This window comes from Rhizobium sp. 01L410 (genome assembly GCF_056400165.1).
Window position 1 is genome coordinate 248501 of record NZ_JBFTST010000001.1, and the last position, 15657, is coordinate 264157.

Annotated in this window: 17 protein-coding genes; 8 read left to right on the forward strand and 9 right to left on the reverse strand. The window is 61.9% G+C overall.

Annotation, left to right across the window (positions count from 1 at the left end; all coding sequences use genetic code 11):
• Positions 1–31 precede the first annotated feature (31 nt).
• From AC1DV9_RS01135 to AC1DV9_RS01145, 3 genes are all read right to left on the reverse strand, one after another.
• Entirely contained in the window at positions 32–904 is an 873-nt protein-coding gene (locus AC1DV9_RS01135; RefSeq protein WP_310290981.1) for a carbohydrate ABC transporter permease, read from the reverse strand.
• Between the two features lie 12 nt (positions 905–916).
• Positions 917–1804, reverse strand: coding sequence for a carbohydrate ABC transporter permease (locus tag AC1DV9_RS01140; RefSeq protein WP_477945673.1), 888 nt, complete (start codon positions 1802–1804; stop codon positions 917–919).
• Between the two features lie 85 nt (positions 1805–1889).
• A complete protein-coding gene (locus AC1DV9_RS01145; protein WP_477945675.1) occupies positions 1890–3155 on the reverse strand; it encodes an ABC transporter substrate-binding protein in 1266 nt (421 codons plus the stop codon).
• 196 nt (positions 3156–3351) lie between these two features.
• Between AC1DV9_RS01145 and AC1DV9_RS01150 the strand changes: the two genes are divergently transcribed.
• From AC1DV9_RS01150 to AC1DV9_RS01185, 8 genes are all read left to right on the forward strand, one after another.
• Positions 3352–4383: a Gfo/Idh/MocA family protein gene (locus AC1DV9_RS01150; protein ID WP_477945676.1), complete on the forward strand. Its 1032-nt coding sequence runs from the start codon at positions 3352–3354 to the stop codon at positions 4381–4383.
• Positions 4383–5150, forward strand: coding sequence for a GntR family transcriptional regulator (locus AC1DV9_RS01155; protein WP_477945677.1), 768 nt, complete (start codon positions 4383–4385; stop codon positions 5148–5150). The genes AC1DV9_RS01150 and AC1DV9_RS01155 overlap by 1 nt, the downstream gene beginning before the upstream one ends.
• A 75-nt stretch (positions 5151–5225) precedes the next feature.
• Positions 5226–6224, forward strand: a complete 999-nt coding sequence (locus AC1DV9_RS01160) for an SIS domain-containing protein (protein WP_477945678.1) — start codon at positions 5226–5228, stop codon at positions 6222–6224.
• Positions 6225–6226: 2 nt separating this feature from the next.
• The gene (locus AC1DV9_RS01165) at positions 6227–7123 is read left to right on the forward strand and encodes an N-acetylglucosamine kinase (RefSeq protein WP_477945680.1); all 897 of its coding nucleotides are present in this window, start codon (positions 6227–6229) and stop codon (positions 7121–7123) included.
• A 115-nt stretch (positions 7124–7238) separates the two neighbouring features.
• Complete coding sequence (locus AC1DV9_RS01170) at positions 7239–7928, forward strand: RNA polymerase sigma factor (RefSeq protein ID WP_477945682.1); 690 nt, start codon at positions 7239–7241, stop codon at positions 7926–7928.
• A gap of 84 nt (positions 7929–8012) precedes the next feature.
• The gene (locus AC1DV9_RS01175; protein WP_477945684.1) at positions 8013–8534 is read left to right on the forward strand and encodes a DUF4142 domain-containing protein; all 522 of its coding nucleotides are present in this window, start codon (positions 8013–8015) and stop codon (positions 8532–8534) included.
• Positions 8531–8863: a cupredoxin domain-containing protein gene (locus AC1DV9_RS01180; protein WP_477945685.1), complete on the forward strand. Its 333-nt coding sequence runs from the start codon at positions 8531–8533 to the stop codon at positions 8861–8863. The genes AC1DV9_RS01175 and AC1DV9_RS01180 overlap by 4 nt, the downstream gene beginning before the upstream one ends.
• Positions 8864–9037: 174 nt before the next feature.
• Positions 9038–9712, forward strand: a complete 675-nt coding sequence (locus tag AC1DV9_RS01185) for a dimethylsulfonioproprionate lyase family protein (protein WP_112388517.1) — start codon at positions 9038–9040, stop codon at positions 9710–9712.
• Between the two features lie 37 nt (positions 9713–9749).
• Here AC1DV9_RS01185 and AC1DV9_RS01190 read toward each other — a convergent pair whose 3' ends face one another.
• The 6 genes from AC1DV9_RS01190 to AC1DV9_RS01215 are packed head-to-tail and all read right to left on the reverse strand — an operon-like array spanning position 9750 to position 15608.
• Positions 9750–10358 (reverse strand): alkylhydroperoxidase domain protein, encoded by a 609-nt coding sequence (locus AC1DV9_RS01190; protein ID WP_477945686.1) that lies wholly within the window; start codon positions 10356–10358, stop codon positions 9750–9752.
• 11 nt (positions 10359–10369) lie between these two features.
• Positions 10370–11002 (reverse strand): CMD domain protein, encoded by a 633-nt coding sequence (locus tag AC1DV9_RS01195; protein WP_477945687.1) that lies wholly within the window; start codon positions 11000–11002, stop codon positions 10370–10372.
• A gap of 25 nt (positions 11003–11027) precedes the next feature.
• Positions 11028–12074: a putative FMN-dependent luciferase-like monooxygenase gene (locus AC1DV9_RS01200; RefSeq protein ID WP_477945689.1), complete on the reverse strand. Its 1047-nt coding sequence runs from the start codon at positions 12072–12074 to the stop codon at positions 11028–11030.
• On the reverse strand, positions 12071–13768 hold the full coding sequence (locus AC1DV9_RS01205; protein WP_477945690.1) for a dipeptide ABC transporter ATP-binding protein: 1698 nt from the start codon (positions 13766–13768) through the stop codon (positions 12071–12073). The genes AC1DV9_RS01200 and AC1DV9_RS01205 overlap by 4 nt, the downstream gene beginning before the upstream one ends.
• The gene (locus AC1DV9_RS01210; RefSeq protein WP_477945691.1) at positions 13765–14667 is read right to left on the reverse strand and encodes an ABC transporter permease; all 903 of its coding nucleotides are present in this window, start codon (positions 14665–14667) and stop codon (positions 13765–13767) included. Before AC1DV9_RS01210 ends, AC1DV9_RS01205 begins: the two co-directional genes overlap by 4 nt.
• Positions 14664–15608 carry an ABC transporter permease gene (locus AC1DV9_RS01215; protein WP_477945693.1) on the reverse strand — a complete coding sequence of 315 codons (945 nt, stop codon included), beginning with the start codon at positions 15606–15608 and terminating at the stop codon, positions 14664–14666. Before AC1DV9_RS01215 ends, AC1DV9_RS01210 begins: the two co-directional genes overlap by 4 nt.
• Positions 15609–15657: the final 49 nt, after the last annotated feature.

Below are 15657 nucleotides of genomic sequence, written 5' to 3' on the forward strand. Positions count from 1 at the left end.
AAGGGCGGCAGCATCCTCGCCGCTCTTCCCGTCACTTGCCGACCCCTTGGCTCAGGCCCCGAACGAATTGTCGTGAGAACACTACGTAGAGAACGACGAGAGGCAGAATCCCGAGTGTGAGCGCAGCAAGCAGTGCCGGATAGTCGCTGAGGAATTGCCCGACGAACTGCTGGACGCCAAGCGTCACGGTCTGGTTGCTGCGGCCGGGCGACAGAATCAGCGGGAACCAGAGGTCGTTCCAGACGGGCAGCATCGTCAGCGTGGCAACAGCTGCAAGGCCGGGCTTCACCACCGGCAGGACGATCAGGAATGTCCGGAATTCCCCTGCCCCGTCCATGCGTGCCGCCTCCTTTATCTCGGTCGGCACCGTGCGGAAATACGCCATCATCAGCGTCACCGCGATCGGCACGCTCATTGCGGTATAGACCAGGACCAGTGCCGTCAGCGTATCGACCAGCCGCCATGCGATCATGATCTCGAGGATCGGAACGGTGCCGAGGCGGATCGGCAGCATGATGCCGACCACGAAAAGTCCGGCGATCACGGGCGTGATCTTCAGGCGGTATTCCACCAGGCCGTAGGCAGCCAGCGCCGAGAAAACCACCGTCAGTACGATCGTCGAGACGGTGACGACAAGGCTGTTACGGTAGTTCAGGAAAAAATTGCCGCGGGTGAAGACCCGGATATAGCCATCGACGCTGAAAGTCTTGACGGTCGGCAGGTCGAACGGGCCGCCGAAGATCGCCGGTGTCGTCTTGAAGGAATTCAGGATGACGATGAAGATCGGCCCGAGGGCCAGCAGCACGAAGAAGATCAGCAATCCGTGGACGACGATGCGATCGAGCACCATGCGCTGGCGGCTGGAGCCGTAGAAGCTGGCACTGAGTTTGGCTGACGATGACATCTCTGCTGTTCCTCAGACTTGGTGCGCTTGCAGCCGTCGCTGGACCAGCCAGAAATAGGCGGCAGTGACGAGAAGAATGATGACGAAGATCACCGTTGCGACGGTCGCTCCGAGATCCAGATCGGCCACCTGGCCACTGGACCCGAAAAAGGTGCGGTAGAACAGCGTCCCGAGAATATCCGTGCTGTAGTTCGGGCCTGGTGCTGCGCCATTCAGCGCGAAGACCAGATCGAAGCCGTTGAAAGTCCAGATATAGGTGAGGATGACGATCAGACCGAATTGCGGCGCAATCAGCGGGAACTTGATCGCCCAGAAGATTCGCCAGTTTCCGGCACCATCGATCCGCGCCGCCTCGACGACATCCTCCGGAACAGCAAGCAGCGCGCTGTAGAGGAACAGCATCGGAATGCCGACATATTGCCAGACCGACATCAGAGAGATCGTCGGCAGTGCCGTCAGTTCGTTGCCGAGTAGCGGAAAGCCGACCAGTCCCCAAAGCGGATTGATGATCAGGCGCCAGATGAAGCCGACGATGACGACGGAGAGCGTCGCGGGGATAAAGAGCAGCGTGCGGTAGACGCCTTCGGAACGGTTCAGCAGACCGGAGGTGAGCAAACCCGCCATCAAAAGGCCGATCGGCACTTCGACCATCAGATGGATGATGAAATATTCGAAATTGTTCAGCAGCGCGTTCCAGAAACGCGCGCTCGTGACCGGATGGGTGAAGAGGTAATAATAGTTTTCCAGCCCGACGAAGACGCGCCCGGCCGGACCATCCGTATCGAAGAAGCTCATGACGATCGAGGCGATGAGCGGCAGGACGGCGAAAGCGAGATAGATTGCGAGCGCTGGCAGCACAAAAAGGAAAAGGCTCCAGCGAGCCGTCGCAGGACGTGTCACCCGGTATCTCCGTAGTCTGGTCGCCAGCTGATGCCGGCGGGCATCGGGAGCCTCGCGCACCGGTGTGGTGCGCGGGGCGCTCTTGTTACTTTTTCTGCGGTGCGTACCAGGATGCAAGACCGGCCTGGAGTTCTGCAGTCGCCTTTTCAGGGGTGACATCGTCTCCGATCATCATCGTCTGCAGCACGCGCCAGATTTCGTCGTCGAGCGGCGGATTGCCGGCGCTCAGCCGGTCCAGCGCCAGGCGCGGCGTCAGCTTGGCGTCCTTCTTCAGGTCGGCGAATTTCTGCGCCAGCGCGTTGTTATAGGTTACCGGCGTGCTGCTCATGGCGAAGAAGCCTGGGGCGGCATTGACGTAAAGTTCCTGGAATTCCGGGGATGCAAGCCAGGTGAGGAAGGTCTTTGCCGCATCCTTGTTCTTGCTTGCGGCATTGATGCCGATCGCCATGTCAGGCATTTCCTGCAGGTAGCGCTGACCGCCCTCCTTGGCAGCAGGCGGGCCGAAGACGCCGACGTTGAGACCCGTCGAGGTCACCTGATTGATATCCCAGGAGCCATCAGGAAGAATTGCCGCGCGGCCGATGGTGAAAAGCTGGGTCATGTCGGCATATTGCAGGCTTGCCTGCCCATTAGGCAGGAACGGCTTCCAGGCTGCGAAGGCTTTGAAGGCCTCGACGAATTCCGGATCCGTGAGCTTCTTGGTGCCGTCGATCAAGCCCTGGCGGCCCTCTTCGCCGTTCCAATAGGACGGACCGATATTGTAAAGGCCGTTATAGGCGAGCTGCCAGGATTCTGCCGACCCATAGGCAAGCGGCTCGTATTTGCCGCTATCCTTGATCTTCTGCAGCACCTTGACGAACTCGTCAGCAGTCTTCGGAACGTCGAGCCCGAGCTCCTTGAAGATATCGACATTGTAATAGAAGCCGGCAAGCACGGCGGCGATCGGCAAGCAATAGGGCGTGCCTTTGGCGTCGGTCCAGGCGGCCTTCGACGTATCGTCGAAATTCTTGATGGCGCCAAAGTCCGCCAGGGAGTCGAAATATTTGCGGCTGATCCACTCCCGATTGACGTCGAAGGGGCGGCAGGTCAGGAGATCGGGTCCCGCGCCGGCTTCAATTTGGGATTGCATTGCTGCATTATATTCATTGGTATTGACGGGGGAGAATTCCACCTTGATGCCGGGGTTCTTGGCTTCGAAGGCAGGGATGATCTTGTCCTGCCACACTGCGATATCTTCGGTCCGCCAGCTTCCGAGCTTGATGGTGACATCTTCGGCGAAAGCGCTGCCGGCAGCGACCATCGCAACCAGCGAGACAACGGCACCGTTCAGCAATGCGTGCTTTGAAAGCATTTCATAATCTCCCATTCTTGTGACTCAAAACTGCTCCCATGCCGGTTCTTTTAATCTCAGTCCGGCGATTGTTGAGGCGACGATACCTCTAAATACCAGTTGTGACAAGTTATATTTTTTGTTTCCCATTTTTGTCTTATGTGGTATTCGATTGAAAGGAATAAGGGCTGTTGCCACAGAGCTTGGAGGGGTGAAAATGATCGGCGTCGGGTTGCTGGGATCGGGTTTCATTGGCGAATGCTATGCCGATGCACTGCTTGACGTTCGCAATGCGGAGTTGCGCAGCTGCTATTCCCGCGACGGCAAACGGGCCGACGAATTTGCGGCCAAGTGGCGGCTCAAGGCCCATGCCACGATGGATGCCCTTTGCGCCGACCCTTCCGTTGATCTTGTCATCATCGCCCTCCCGAACGAGGTGCATCTCGAGGCGACGAGAATTGCCGCAAAACACAAGAAGGCCGTGGTCTGCACCAAGCCGCTTGCCCGCACCGAAGCCGAGGCCGCAGAGATGCTCAAGCTGGTGATCGAGGCGGGCGTCTGGCACGGATATGCCGAGAGCTCTGTCTTTTCGCCGAATACAGCCAAGGCCTACGAAATGCTGAAGGCTGGCGGTATCGGCAAGCTGCTGACGATGCGCGCTCGCGAGGCCCATTCGGGTCCGCATGCCCCGCACTTCTGGGATGCTGAGACCGCAGGCGGAGGTGCCTTGCTTGACATGGGCTGCCACACTGTAGAATCAGCACGGCATTTCTTCGGAAAGGACAATCCCGTGACCGAGGTGATGGCCTGGGGCTCGACGATGGTGCATGGCGACAAAACGACCGGCGAAGATGCCGCGATCGCACTTCTGAAATTTGCCGGTGGCGAGCTGGCGACCATCGAATCCTCCTGGATCGAAAAGGGCGGCATGCAGCTGCGTCATGAGCTCGTCGGCTCCGAGGGGCGCATCGTCACCGACAGTTCTGTCGGTCCCGTCTGGGGCTTCGTCGGCAAGCCTGTCGGCTATACTGTCGAGAAGGCGGATGCCGAGACCGGCTGGGTCTATCCCGTACCGGAAGAGACGCGCGCCTATGGCTTCTCGCAGCAAATGCGCCATTTCGTCGATTGCTTCGCAGCCGGCAAGGCTCCGTCCGAAACCTACGAGGACGGGGTTATCGTCAACAGGATCATCGATGCATGCTACCGGTCCATGAAAACCAGGCAGTGGGAAAAGGTAGCGGTGAACTGATGATCGGAAATGAAGGCCAGCCGGGACCTTTGCAGTCGGATTCTCCCGAGCCCCTGTGGCAGCAGGCCGCAAAGGCGATCCTGAAAGAGATTGCAGCCGGCAAGTTGGCGTCGGGAAACCGTCTGCCGCCGGAACGCGATCTGCTGACCCGGCTATCGATCAGCCGCGTAACGCTGCGCCGCGCGCTGCAGAGCCTGGTGACTGACGGCGTGCTGGTGTCTTCGCACGGCCGTGGCTGGTACGTGGCAACGGAAGCGCATCAGGAATTTCCCCAGACGCTTGAATCCTTCAGCGAAACCGCCGCCCGCCTCGGCCTCGCGCCATCCTCGGACGTGCTGCGTGCCGAAGGGGCGCCCGCAAGCCTCGATGAGGCAGAAGAGCTCGGCATTGCGCCCGGCGCGCCGGTCTTTCATCTCGACCGCATACGTCGGCTGGATGGCGTGCCGGTTGCCGTCGATACGTCGTTCTTCCCGATGATCCGCGGGCTCGATATGTCGGGTGTCGATTTCAAGACGGCTTCGCTTTTCAAGCTGCTGACCGGTGCCGGCTTTGACCTGGCGCGCGCCGAATCGACGATCGAGGCGCACGCCGCAGACAAGACGCTTGCCCGCCATCTCGGCATCGAGCAGGGCATGCCGATCCTCGCCATGCGCCAGCTTGTCGAAGACAGCAGCGGGCGGCCGGTCATGGCATCGACGATCCGCTACGCAGGCGACCGCTACCGCCTGCGGACATCTTTTTCACGCACTGCGAAGACCGGCGGGTGACGCCGTCCGTCCATCCGGCACGCGCTGGCCAAAGCCGCGGCCGCACATCATTTCAGGACCAAGGAGAAGACCGCAATGGTCAAAGGTTATATTTCGCTGGCTGACGCGCGCGCCTCCCAGGCCAATGCGCTGGAAACCGCGATTGCTGCAATCGGCAGCGAGGTTCGCAATGCTTCCAGCGCGTTGAAGGGTGCGGGGCCGATCTTCATGGGTATCGGCGCAAGCTTTGCAGCGAGTTCGGCTGCCGTCTGGGCTTTGCGGTCCCGCGGTGTGCATTCGTGGCGCCTCAATGGCGGCGAGTATCCGATCCCCTTCCCCGCATCCAGCCATCCGGTGATCGCCGTCTCGCAAAGCGGAAAGAGCACCGAGACGCTTGCCGTGCTGAACTCAATCGACCGCAGCCTGCGCATATCCGTGGTCAACGCCAAAAATTCCCCTGTTGCGGCCGCCTCGTCGGCCAATGTCTCGCTCGGCGCGATCCCCGACAGCTACGCATCGACGATTGGCTATACGGCAACGATCGCAGCTCTTGGCATGATCGCCGAGGCCTGGGATGGCGGCGCAATCGAGACGTCCTGGTCTGATCTCCCCACTGCCTTCCGCACCGTCGAGCAGCAGCTCAAGACGCAGACCGGCGAGATTCTCGCACGCATGACGGACGCGGTATATGTCGATTGCGCCGGGATTGCCCCTTCGGCCGGTTCAGCCGAAGTCGGCGCGCTGCTGCTGCGCGAGATCGCCCGCATCCCTTCGACCGGCATGTCGACCAGGCAATATCTGCATGGCGCGATGGAATCGGCCGGCAAGGGCGTGCATATTCTCTTTGGCGACGAGCGGGAGGCGGAATTGGCATCGACCCTGGCAAAAGCCGGTCATCACACGATCCTTGCCGGCCCAGTGCAAGCCGCTGCCAGCGATTGGCTGACCTATATACCGCTACCGCGCGTCAGCATCACCCAGCGGCCAATCCTCGAGGCCGTCATCATGCAGACCATTGCGGTTGAAACGGCGCTTGCCCGCGGGCTCGATCCCGATGCCTTCGTCTTCCACCACAACGACACCAAGGTAGCCTGACGATGGATAGCAGTGAATGTCTTGTGGCGCTTGATGTCGGCGGGACGAAGACGCATCTGGTCGTCGAAACGCTGGCCGGTGCGCGTATTCTCGACACGGTCATCTCCAGTCAGGATTGGGACGCGGAGCCCGCGTCTCACGGCGCCGATTGGCTGGCTTCGCGCCTGCGCGCCACCCTGCCCGCCAGTCTTTCGATCGCCTCCATCGCCTTCGGTGCGCAGGGAATCAACAATCCCTCGATCGGGCGGGATCTTGAAGCGGCGTTGCTCGATCGGGGATATCGCGTTCGAGCCGTCAATGATGCGGCGCTCATCGTGCCTGCTGCCGGGCTCCGTCAGGGTATCGGCGTCATAGCGGGTACCGGTGCCATCGCCGTTGGAACGGATGGATCGGGACAACCGATTTCGGCGGGCGGCTGGGGATGCGTTATCGGCGACGAAGGTGGTGCAGCGGCGTTGGTGCGCGAGGCAACCCGGGCCGCGCTGAGGGCAAATGACGAAGGCAAGCCGGATGACGGATTGCTGTCGGCGTTGATTGCCGATTTCGGAGTCGAGGATGCCGAGCGGCTGACGCGCAAGGTCAACGACGATCCGACGGCCGAGAACTGGGCGCCGCATTGCACTGCCATTTTCGATGCCGCAGACGGCGGGTCGCAACTGGCGGTGAACGTCATCTCGGAGGGCGCCGGCTATCTTGCGGCGCTTGTCGCCCAGCTCAAAAATCGGGGGGCGACAGGCGATGACGTCGTCGTTGCAGGCAGCGTGATCGTCAAACAGGCGCGGCTGCTCGACGCGTTCAAGCGCGCACTCGGCAAGCAGCATCCGCAGCTTGCTGTGCATGTGCTCGACGTCTCACCGGTCGAGGGTGCAGTCTTTCTGGCCCGCGCGGCGATTGGATAATCGGAGATTGGGAGCCGGTCCATGAGGCGGCAGGGGCGTCGCCTTGTAAAATCGGCACTCGCGGGAACCTTGCACGCGGCCCAGCATCAAATAAGCTTCCACAAGGAGAAGCCAGATGCAGGCGTTCGAGAATTCACCGCGACTACCCTTCGCCACCGACGAAGCAATACTTGTCCGCCGGGCGTCCACAGGCGACGCGCAGGCGATCCGCGAGATCATCCGGTTTCACAATCAGCGGCTCTACCGGCTTGTCCGGGCGGTTCTTCACAGCAATGCGGAAGCAGAGGAAGCGCTGCAGGACACCTATCTCCAGGCCTTTTCAAAGCTTGCCGATTTCAACGGCGCCGCGTCGCTCTCGACCTGGCTTTCGCGTATCGCACTGAACACTGCGTTCATGCGGTTGCGCGCCGAAAAGCGGCTCAAACGCTCGATCCCTCCGACTGGCCAGCCGCAAGCCGAGATCATCGCGCTGCACCCTTCATCGTCCACCATCGATCCGGAGCGCGGCATGGCGCAGCGACAGCTTCTTCACCTCGTCGAGCAGGCAACCGATGCCCTTCCGGAGGACTTTCGCATCGTATTCGTTGCCCGCGTCATCGAGGGGCTGGATATCGGGGAGACGGCCACGCTGCTCGATATTCCCGCGGCAACGGTCAAGACGCGGCTTCACCGCGCCCGCAAACTCATTCGCAAGCAGCTGGAAGAGCAGATCGGACCGATCCTTATGGACGCCTTCCCCTTCGCCGGCCGGCGCTGCGAGCGGCTGACCGAAGCCGTGATCGCCAAACTCGGGCTGAAGAACTGACGGGAACCTCTCCGGCGGCGCGGCATCCAATGCTGCGTACGTTGAAACAGGCGCCGGCAATCTCGCCGCGCCAAGGAGATCCCGATGAAAACCTTCATTTCCGCCATCGCTACGAGCTGCCTTCTCCTCGCCGCCGGCCAATCGCTTGCAGCCGACAAGCCGACCGATCCGCAGATCGCCCATATCGCCTATACGGCAGGCGCGATCGACGTGGACGCCGCCAAGCTCGCCCTTTCGAAAACCAAGAACAAGGATGTCGAGGCATTCGCGCAATCGATGAAAAAGGACCATGAAGCGGTCAACGAAAAGGCGCTTGCGCTCATCAAGAAGCTGAAGGTCACGCCTGAAGACAACCCGACGAGCCAGGCGCTTGCAAAGGCCGCCAAGGACAAGCAGACCGAACTCAGCAAGCTGGACGGCGCCGCCTTCGACAAGGCCTACATCGACAACGAGGTTGCCTATCACAAGCAGGTCAACGGCGCTCTGGAAACCGTCCTCATCCCATCGGCAGAGAACAAGGACCTCAGAAGCCTGCTCGAAACCGGGCTGAAGCTGTTCCAGGGGCATGAGCAGCATGCCGAGCATGTTGCCATGGAGCTGAAATGATCTCGGCGCCGATGAAGCGCAGAAGCTTCCTGCTGACGGGAGTAGTGGTTGCGGCCGGCGCATCGCTGGCGCGCGCCCATAACGGCAAGATACATGTGGTGGTCGAAAATCTCGCCTTCGCGCCTGCGGACATCGAGGCGAAAGTCGGCGAGACCGTCGAATGGACGAACAAGGATCCATTCGATCATACCGCCAGCGTCAACGGCGGCTGGGAGGTGACCATCCCCGCCGGCCAGAAAGCGACGCACCTCGTCACGGCCGGTGACACGGTAGAATATTACTGCCGCTTCCATCCCAACATGAAGGGGCATATCAAGGTCGTGTCCTAGAGAAAAGCACGCCGCCAGGGACGTCTCTGGCAGCGTGGCCTTCGGCGAGTGACCATCGCCGTAGCGCGCGCTTGACCGATAGCCGGCATTCGTGTTGATGCAAGGGTTCGAATATCAGAGCCGAGCGAACGGACCGGGCCGAAAAGAGCCGCGCCCCGTGGGGACACTTCTCGCATGTCGAAATCCAATCTGAGGCGGGACGCCGACCTTCTGCTGCATCGTGGTTCGCGGGTCGAAGGCGCCTACCCAGTCAGCCGCTCCCGCAGGCCGGTCGAGGTTCAGCGTCTCATCGGTGCGATCGGCAATCTGATGCTTTCGGGCGATACGCCGATGATGGAGAAATTCGTTGCCGGCAAGATCTTTCATCAGCTGCAGTATCCCGGCGCTGTTTCCAGCCGGCCCGCCTCGCATCTGCGGCTTGGGCCGCAGCTGCAGTTCGCCCTGCGCCAGCTGACGCAGAAAGGCCGGGCTTTCGCGGAAGTTGCCGCCGCGATCAACGATCTGGCCAAGAGCCTCGATTGGTCCTCGAGCTCGACCGGCCCCTTCGCCAGCATGAATATCGAAAAGGCACACGCCCATGCCGTCATCGCCGGAGCGGCGGGCCTCGAAGAGCGCGACGATGTCACGCTCGGGCTGACGATCATGGAGCCCTACAGCCGCTTCCCCGATCATGTCCAATACCGAGCCCGGGTTTTCCTGGCGCTGTCGGACTGCGAATTCCTCTGCGACGAAAAAGGCTGGCAGCAGGCTTCGCCGGGGTCGGCCTTCTACAACGAGGCCGGACACACCGTCGCGATGCGCTGCACCTCGCGGCCTCTGCTGGCCGCCTGGTGCCAGATGGAGCGGTAGAGCCCGGCCAGGATTGCCCGGCCGGGTCCGGCGCAGTTTATACAGCCGCCGGAGTCGGCTCGCCGAGCGACAGCATCAGACGGTTCGCCCAGTTGAAAAAGGCTGCGCCGTGAATGGCGTCGGCAATCTCCAGATCATCGAAGCCCTCTTCACGCAGGCGGGCAATCTCCGCCGGGCCAAAGCGCGAAGGCGTGGCCGTCAAGGCCGCCGAAACCTCGGCGACGGCGTTCCAGCGGCGGCTGCCGAGCTCGGCCTCGACGCCTTCGTCAAGCAGTCGCTGAACGTCGGCCGTGCGTTTCGAATGATGGGACGCGAACCGCGAATGCACCGAGGCGCAGAAGATGCAGCCGTTGCTGCGGGATGCGGCGGCGGCCGAAAGCTCCCGATCGGCCCGCGGCAAGCCGGCGCGCGTATTGTAGAAGATATCCTTATCGGTCTTCGTCCTCGCTTCGAGAATTTCCGGATCGCGGGCCAGCAGCATGAAATAGGGAGACTTGGAGCGCGAGGCATCGACGAGACCCGCCCAGTGCCGCTCGGTGAGTTCGCTTTCTTCCAGCGGCGTCAGCCACGGTGTCCAGCCAATCTCGGATTGGGTAAATGCGTTGGGGCGATTGTCGATCTCAGGATGATTGACGGTATCGGTCATGACGTTTCTCCTTATTCCGCTGCCGCACGCGTGACGCTGCCCTCGCCCGCCGCGCCGAGCGCGGAAAGGCCGGCAGCAACGCGAATCTGAAACGACAGGAACGCGACGATCTGCGACAGGGTGACGATACCGGTCGTGGTCCAGCCTGCATCAATCAGCTTCTGCAGCGCATCCGGGCTTGCTTCGCGCGGACGGAAGACCAGCAGATGCGTGTGTTCGAGAGCCGCCGACAGCTTGGCGCCGATCACGGCGCGGCTGAAATCCGAGACGGCATAGGTCAGGCCTGGAGCATCTTCCGCCAACAGCGGACCGGCCGGATAGCGGCCGTAAGGGCCATCTGCCGCGCCTTTTTCAATCTCCGTCTGGATCGCAGCTGCGAGCGACGCGCCGCCCTGCAGCTCGGACAAACCGCCGGCGTAGAAGGCCGACGCCGTCCCGGAGCGGTGCAGGCCGCTGACGAATGCGGCGATCGCGAGCCGCTCGGCACGCGTTACGTGATCGTCGGACACCGGCTCGAAGAGCGCGAGATAGCTTTTCTGCGCATTCAGCCGCGTCTCCGGACGTTCGGCACGGAGACGGTCGAGAAAAGACCCCGGCTTGATACCGGCTAGCAGATCAATGATATCGGGTGTGGAAGAACTCATGGATTCATACCTTTTCTGGCGGTGATTATGCTGTAGCGAGGCGCCGCTCGTGGGCGGCGGGTCCGCGTCGAACCCAGCCGAGCGCGGGAGCGACCTCGCTGACTATCAATTCCAGCGAGCGCAGGATGTAGGCGTGTGGCGGATCGACCGAATGGACCTGGAAGACGAGGTCAGTGACGCGTTCCAACGCGGTGTCAGCCTTCAACGACGCGATCACATCGTCGGGCGTACCGACATGCACGTCGAAGGCCCTGATGAGATCCTCTGTCCTGGTGCTTGCGATCTTATGACCGCTGGCAATGAAGCGCTCGACGCTGCGCTGCAGGCCGATTTCCGCCAGATGCAAAGCCTCCTTGCGATCGTCGGCAACGAACAGGCTGCGCGAACCGAGAATGCGCGGCTGCCGTTCCTTCGGCAGCGCCTTAAGATAGGCGTCGATGATCGGATTCTGCAGCTCCCAGAGCGTTGCATCCGGCGCCTCTGCCGGCCGGGGCTGGGTGCGCGACAGCATCAATCCGTCACCATCCTGGCCGGCCCGGATTCCGCCGCCAACCGAGAACGTTGCCTGCCACACGCGCTCGAGAAGATGCGGGGCTGCCGGATAAAGATGATTGCCGCCCGTCAGCTCCCGCCCGGCCCAAGCATCTCGCACCGTTGCGAGGCTTTTCGCATAGACGGCGGCGCGATCGCCCGTTTCCAGCCCGAAGGGGAGGAAGGCAGCTGGAGTTCCGCCAGTACCGAAGCCGACTTCGAGGCGGCCGTTCGAGAGTATATCAAGCACTGCCGTGTCCTCCGCGACGCGGACGGCACTTTCCATCGGCAATGTGATCACACCGGTTCCAAGCCGGATGCGCGAGGTTCGGGCGGAGAGTTCCGCCAGAAAGATCAATGGCGCAGGAAGACCGCCCTCATCTCCATTGAAATGATGCTGTGCCACCCATGCCGTATCGAACCCGAATTTCTCGGCATGAATGACCTGCTCGGCGGCCAGCCGGTAGCGGGTCGCAGCATCGGCCTGATCGAGGATACGGCTGAAGAAACCCAGGCGTTTCGGTGCGGTTGATGGCGTCATTGCTGTGTTCCTGTGCTGATCAGGGGAAATGGCTTTGCTGGCAGCCGGTGCTTCTTTCCGGGGATCGCCTCGATGAGTTCGCGGGTATAGGCGCTCGCCGGGTTGCCGAAGACATCGCCGACCGCGCCGCTGTCCACGAGCTTGCCGCCGCTCAAGACCGAGACGGTATCGGCGATCTGCCGCACGACAGCCAGATCATGCGATACGAAGAGATAGGTCAGGCCGAGCTCGCGCTGCAGTTTGCTGAGAAGCGCCAGAATCTGCGCCTGCACGGTGACATCGAGCGCCGACACGGCCTCATCGAGCACCAGGATCTGCGGGTTCAGAATGAGCGCGCGGGCAATGGCGACACGCTGTCTTTGCCCGCCCGACAGGGCATGCGGGCGGCGGCCGAGGACATCCGGCGGAAGGCCGACTTTCCCGATGATTGCAGCAACGCGCTCTGTCCGCTCGGCGCGCGGCACCGGCTCGAAATTCAGCAATGGCTCTTCGACGATCCCAGCGATCGTCTGGCGCGGATCGAGCGAACCGAACGGGTTCTGGTAGACGAGCTGGATCTTCTTGCGAAACAGCCGCAGCGTTTCCCCGCGCAAGGTAGAAAGGTCGAGCCCATCGACGATGACCCTGCCCGAGCTCGGCTTTTCAAAGGCCGAGACGATGCGGATGCTCGTCGTCTTGCCGGAACCGGATTCGCCGACCAGCGCATGCGTCGTTCCGCGCCGGACGCGGAAGGAAACATCGTCGACGGCGCAAAAGCGCGAATAGCCGCCAAGGCCGAAGTCCTTGACGAGGTTTTCGACGACGATGATGTCGTCGCTTTCCGTCGCGGGAGCTTCCTTTGCCACGGTGGCCGGACGCTGCCGGATATTCAGCGACGGCGCATCCGATAACAGCTGGCGCGTATAGGCATTCTGAGGATTGCCGATGACATCCTGGGTGCGGCCCTGTTCCTGGATGCGGCCATGCTTGAGGACGATCAGCCGGTCGGAACGATCGGTGGCGACACCGAGATCGTGGGTAACGAGAAGCACTGCCGTGCCATACTCGCGGCGAAGCTCGTCGATCAGATCAAGGATGTGCTTCTGTACCGTGACATCAAGCGCGCTTGTCGGCTCGTCGGCGATGATGAGCGACGGCTTCAACGCGATGGCAATGGCGATCAGCACCCGCTGCTTCATGCCACCGGAAAGTTCGTGTGGATATTGCTGCGCCCTCAGCTTCGGCTCGCTAAGCCCGACGCGTTCGAGAAGCGCAATCGCCTGCGTATAGGCAACAGGGCCGGAGGCTTCGCCGTGAATGGCGAGAATTTCTGCCACCTGCTTGCCGATGGTCTTGACCGGATTGAGCGAATTGCCAGGGTCCTGAGGGATCAGGCTGATCACCGAACCGCGAATACCGTCCAGCCGCCGCTGCGGCCAGCCTGCGATCTCCTGGTCGTTCAGGCGGATGCTGCCGCTCTCAAGTTTCCCGTTCTCCGGCAGCAGCCCGATGATGGCCTGAGCCGTCGAACTCTTGCCCGAACCGGATTCGCCCACCAGCGCGACGACTTCTCCTGGGTTGACGTGGAAATCGATGCCATGGACGGCGGTGCGCGCGCCGTTCCTGTCGCTGTAGCTGACAGTCAGGCCGGAGACGGCGAGGACGGGAGACGGCGGGACAGCGGCTTTCGGCAGGTCGACAGGCTGGATTGTCATCTCTCTATCCTTCCAAATGCCTGACTGATGCGATTGACGGAGAGCACCACCAGAACCACGGCGATGCCAGGGGCAGCCGTCAGCCACCAGGCGGTTGCGATATAATTGCGGCCCTCGGCGATCAGCAGCCCCCATTCCGGCGTCGGCGGCGGTGCGCCGTAACCGAGGAAGCCAAGGGTCGAGAGCTGCAGGATTGCCCAGCCGACCTGCAGTGCCGCGAAGGCGATGACCGAGGTCAGGGAGTTGGGAAGCACGTGGCGGATCAGCACGCTGAGGAAGGTACCGCCGCTGCCGAAGGCCGCTTCGACATATTCGCTGCGGCGAACAGTGATGACTTCGGAACGCACGATACGGGCAAAGCTCGCGACCGAAGTGATACCAACGGCGATCGCCGCGTTGATCGTCCCGAAACCCAAGAGAATAATGATGCTCAGGGAGAGCAGCAGCGCCGGTATCGACAGCAGAACGTCGGCAAGACGCATGATGGCCGTGTCCGTGCGCCCGCCGATCGAGCCTGCGAGAACACCGAGCGCTGTACCGGCGAAAAGCCCGATACCGACGGCTGCAAGCGCGCCCGACAAAGAGTGGACCGCGCCGTACACCAGGCGCGCATAAAGATCGCGGCCAAGTGAATCGGTTCCCAGCAGATGCGCGGCGCTCGGCGGTTTCAGCTGCTGCCCTGGCAGACCTTTGATCGGATCGTAGGCGGTGAACAGCTGGGGTGCGACCGCGACGAGAAGCACGATGACCAGCACCGCGCCCGCTAGCAGAAGGCTGATATCGATCCTCCGGCTGCTTCGGCGCGGCGTGGCATCTTCGACGGTTTGAGTCGGCACCCAATCGTTGGTCTCTGCCATCTCCAGGTCGAGATGGTGTTCTGCGACATCGAGGCTGGTCATCGAGCGGTCTCCGGCCTTGTTTTGAGCCGCGGATCGATGATCGGATAAAGAAGATCGATCGCGAGATTGATGGTGACGAACGCCGCCGCCGAGAGAACGACGATGGCCTGCAGGACGGCGACGTCCTGAAAATTGACCGCTTGTTCGGTGAGACTGCCGAGCCCGTTCAAGCCGAAGACCGTCTCGGTGATGACGGCGCCGGCCAGAAGCTCACCGAACAGAACACCGGCAACGGTCAGAACCGGCAGGAAGGCGTTCTTCGCCACATGCCGCCACAGGACCCATGCATACGAGGCACCCTTTGCGCGGGCGACGGCGACGAAGGGCCGTGTCTGGACATGATCGATATTGCGCAGCAGGATCTGCGCCAGCGGCGCCGAGATCGGAATGGCGACAGTCAGCACCGGCAGAATCAGACCCTCCCAGGGGCCGGGATTGATGACGGGCACCAGACGCAGCCGGAACGAGAATATCTGGATCAGCATGATGCCGAGCCAGAAGGTCGGCACCGACACGAAAAGCGAAGGCACGGATTGGACGACGCTCCGCAATCTGCCGAAGCCCTGGAGGTTGGACAGGATCGCCAGCAGCACCGCGATCAGCGCCGCGACGATGAAGCCGAAGCCGGCCAGCCGGATCGTCGGCGGCAGGCTGGCAGAGAGCTGCGCACTGACGGCAACGCCTGCCTGCAGCGAATAACCGAAGTCACCAATCAGGAATTTTCCGGCTGTGTGCAGATATTGGCTGACCACGCTCCCGTCGGCTGCATAGGCGGCGCGGATATCGGCGATCTGTTCGGGACTGAGGCCGTATTCCGGATTCTGGAATTTGATAAGAACGGCATCGCCGGGCATGGCCTGTAGCAGCACGAAGGAGATCGTGAAGGCCGCCCAGAGAACGAGCAGCGCCTGTCCTATGCGGGATACGATGTAGCGGGTCATGCCGATCCTTTCAGGTGACGGGTGGCCCGGCTTGCGCCGGGCCATGGCC

Coding starts and splice junctions, on each gene's coding strand:
- AC1DV9_RS01135 (WP_310290981.1), bottom strand. CDS start 904: ATGTCATCGTCAGCCAAACTCAGTGCCAGCTTCTACGGCTCCAGCCGC.
- AC1DV9_RS01145 (WP_477945675.1), bottom strand. CDS start 3,155: ATGCTTTCAAAGCACGCATTGCTGAACGGTGCCGTTGTCTCGCTGGTT.
- AC1DV9_RS01150 (WP_477945676.1), top strand. CDS start 3,352: ATGATCGGCGTCGGGTTGCTGGGATCGGGTTTCATTGGCGAATGCTAT.
- AC1DV9_RS01155 (WP_477945677.1), top strand. CDS start 4,383: ATGATCGGAAATGAAGGCCAGCCGGGACCTTTGCAGTCGGATTCTCCC.
- AC1DV9_RS01160 (WP_477945678.1), top strand. CDS start 5,226: ATGGTCAAAGGTTATATTTCGCTGGCTGACGCGCGCGCCTCCCAGGCC.
- AC1DV9_RS01165 (WP_477945680.1), top strand. CDS start 6,227: ATGGATAGCAGTGAATGTCTTGTGGCGCTTGATGTCGGCGGGACGAAG.
- AC1DV9_RS01170 (WP_477945682.1), top strand. CDS start 7,239: ATGCAGGCGTTCGAGAATTCACCGCGACTACCCTTCGCCACCGACGAA.
- AC1DV9_RS01175 (WP_477945684.1), top strand. CDS start 8,013: ATGAAAACCTTCATTTCCGCCATCGCTACGAGCTGCCTTCTCCTCGCC.
- AC1DV9_RS01180 (WP_477945685.1), top strand. CDS start 8,531: ATGATCTCGGCGCCGATGAAGCGCAGAAGCTTCCTGCTGACGGGAGTA.
- AC1DV9_RS01185 (WP_112388517.1), top strand. CDS start 9,038: ATGTCGAAATCCAATCTGAGGCGGGACGCCGACCTTCTGCTGCATCGT.
- AC1DV9_RS01190 (WP_477945686.1), bottom strand. CDS start 10,358: ATGACCGATACCGTCAATCATCCTGAGATCGACAATCGCCCCAACGCA.
- AC1DV9_RS01195 (WP_477945687.1), bottom strand. CDS start 11,002: ATGAGTTCTTCCACACCCGATATCATTGATCTGCTAGCCGGTATCAAG.
- AC1DV9_RS01200 (WP_477945689.1), bottom strand. CDS start 12,074: ATGACGCCATCAACCGCACCGAAACGCCTGGGTTTCTTCAGCCGTATC.
- AC1DV9_RS01205 (WP_477945690.1), bottom strand. CDS start 13,768: ATGACAATCCAGCCTGTCGACCTGCCGAAAGCCGCTGTCCCGCCGTCT.
- AC1DV9_RS01210 (WP_477945691.1), bottom strand. CDS start 14,667: ATGACCAGCCTCGATGTCGCAGAACACCATCTCGACCTGGAGATGGCA.
- AC1DV9_RS01215 (WP_477945693.1), bottom strand. CDS start 15,608: ATGACCCGCTACATCGTATCCCGCATAGGACAGGCGCTGCTCGTTCTC.